We start from the raw sequence: 2,097 nt of genomic DNA, 5'->3' as shown, positions 1-2,097 counted from the left end.
CATCTGCGCCGCCCAGGCGTCGGACTCGCGGGCGCTCGTCTCGGCCGCGCGGGCCCGGGCGTCGGCGGCGTCGGCGGAACGCCGGGCCTCCGCCACCTGGCGCAGGGCGAGCGAGATCCCGTAGTAGGCGGCGACCATGGTCGCGATCGGAGCCGCGACGATCGCCAGCGCCGCGATGCCGGAGGCGTCGGGGCTGAACGCGACGACCAGTGCGAACGCCAGGAACAGCGCCGCGATCGCGACGAGCACGACGAGCATGAAGCGGAGGTCGCGGCTCCACGAGCCGCGCTTGGCCGTCGAGTCGGTCGGCGCCTCCGCACTCTCGGGTTCGGTCTGGAAGACGACGGTGTCGCCGTAGGCGCCGTCGCCGCCCGTGTGGTCGACGGGGCGGGTGGTCGTGTCGCTCATATCGCGCAATCCCCCAGTGTTGGCATGTCCCCCAATTGTGGGCCGGGGCGCTGGGGCGGTCAAGCAAGCGCGCCGGATCATCGGACGCGGGAATGTCGGTGGGTGGTGAGAACCTCTCGACATGGGAATCGTCGAACTGATGCAGGCCAGGGAGCTCGCCGTGGGCGACGTCCTCGTCAGCGCCACCGGCGGCTCGTACGAGATCACCAGGGTCGCCCGGGTCGGGCGCGGCATCCGCGTGCAGTACCTGACCGAGGAGGGGCGGCAGGGCCGGCTCACGGCCGCGCCCGAGTCGATCATCCGCGCGCGTCGCTCGCACGCCACGCACGCCGCCTGACCGGTCCGCGATCGCGCGCGACGACCGTGGGGCGTCCCCCGCCACGAGCGAACCAGTGAACGACGAAGCCCCCGAGCGATTCGCTCGGGGGCTTCTTCGGTGGATCTGAGGGGACTCGAACCCCTGACCCCCTGCATGCCATGCAGGTGCGCTACCAGCTGCGCCACAGACCCGTTCTGCACCGACTCGGTCGGTGTGCCGCCCCCTTCGGGGCAACGGATTCAGATTACACCAGCCCTCGGGAGGATGCGAAATCGAGCCGGGCTCAGCCCTGCGACGACGTCCCCGGGCCGGTCGACGACCCGTCGCGCTCGAGCAGCGGTCCCACCGGAATGGCCGGGCAGTCGCGCCAGAGACGCTCCAACCCGTAGTACATGCGCTCCTCGCGGTGGAAGACGTGAACGACGAGGTCACCGAAGTCGAGCAGGGCCCAGCGCCCCCCATCGCGTCCCTCGCGGCGCGAGATGTCCTGACCCTCCTCGCGGAGCGCTTCGACGACCGCATCGGCGATCGCGACGACGTTGCGCTCGGCGGTGCCGGTGACGAGCAGGAAGACGTCCGCGAACGGCAACGGCTCGGACACGTCGAGCGCGACGAGATCCTCACCGCCCTTCGCGTCCGCTGCGCGCGCGGCGATGGCGAGCAGGCGGTGTGCGTGGTCGGTTGCGGTCATGTCCTCGACTTCCCGGAAGCCGGCATGCGGCCCGCCCCCATCATGTCCTCGATCAGAAGAGCCCTGCCATCGCGCCGACGACGAGCGTCGCCACCACTCCGAGTGCGAGCACGCCCGCGGTGACCGCGAGCACGAGGGGCACGTTCATGCCCTCCTTGCTCGGAGGCGCCATCATCGCCTTGCTCGGCTGCTGCGTGCTGATCGCCCGTGTCGCGGAGACCGGCGCGACGCCGGGGCCGGCGACGTCCTCCACCGAGTCGAACAGGCGATCCACGTCGCTCGAGTCGACCTGGCTCGGGTGCACCCCGGTCGCGCCGTAGCTTCGCGGCAGGTCGATCGATCCCGTCACGATGATCTCGCCACTCGGGGCGAGCTGCTGACCGAGCGGACCCTGGTCGGGCAGCGACGGCAGGATGAGCGCGTTCGTCGTCGTCGGGACGCCGCGCGGCGAGCCGCCCCGCGACAGGAGCTGGTCGTACGGCTCCGAGTGATCGTCGGGAAGGTTCAGCTGCGAGGTCCAGTGCCCGACCGGCTTCGGTGCCACGACGGGCTCGTCCAGGCCGGCGTCGACCGTCGTGTGCGGTGCTGCCGCCCGCGTCGGCGCGGACTGGTGCGGATGCCGCGGCGGCTGCCCCTCGTCGTGCGGGCGCCCCGCGACCGGCGCGTTCGGTTGGCGCTG

General features: G+C 71.9%; 3 protein-coding genes, 1 tRNA gene and 1 pseudogene. 1 reads left to right on the top strand and 4 read right to left on the bottom strand.

Going from position 1 to position 2,097, the window contains the following annotated elements; all coding sequences use genetic code 11:
• Positions 1-408: hypothetical protein (locus tag ESO86_RS15930; protein ID WP_165308039.1), on the bottom strand; the 408-nt coding region annotated here is incomplete at its 3' end.
• A 121-nt stretch (positions 409-529) separates the two neighbouring features.
• Between ESO86_RS15930 and ESO86_RS15925 the strand changes: the two genes are divergently transcribed.
• Complete coding sequence (locus ESO86_RS15925; protein ID WP_129235834.1) at positions 530-745, top strand: hypothetical protein; 216 nt, start codon at positions 530-532, stop codon at positions 743-745.
• A gap of 100 nt (positions 746-845) precedes the next feature.
• Here ESO86_RS15925 and ESO86_RS15920 read toward each other — a convergent pair.
• The 3 genes and pseudogenes from ESO86_RS15920 to ESO86_RS15910 form a co-directional block, all read right to left on the bottom strand.
• Positions 846-918: transfer RNA gene (locus ESO86_RS15920), tRNA-Ala, on the bottom strand.
• Between the two features lie 92 nt (positions 919-1,010).
• On the bottom strand, positions 1,011-1,418 hold the full coding sequence (rsfS, locus tag ESO86_RS15915) for a ribosome silencing factor (protein ID WP_129235833.1): 408 nt from the start codon (positions 1,416-1,418) through the stop codon (positions 1,011-1,013).
• Positions 1,419-1,470: 52 nt separating this feature from the next.
• Positions 1,471-2,097 (bottom strand): annotated as a pseudogene (locus ESO86_RS15910) (hypothetical protein); the annotation flags it as partial.

This window comes from Agromyces binzhouensis (assembly GCF_004135055.1).
GTDB classification, from domain to species: Bacteria; Actinomycetota; Actinomycetes; order Actinomycetales; family Microbacteriaceae; genus Agromyces; species Agromyces binzhouensis.
This window is presented reverse-complemented; position numbering and strand designations above follow the sequence as displayed.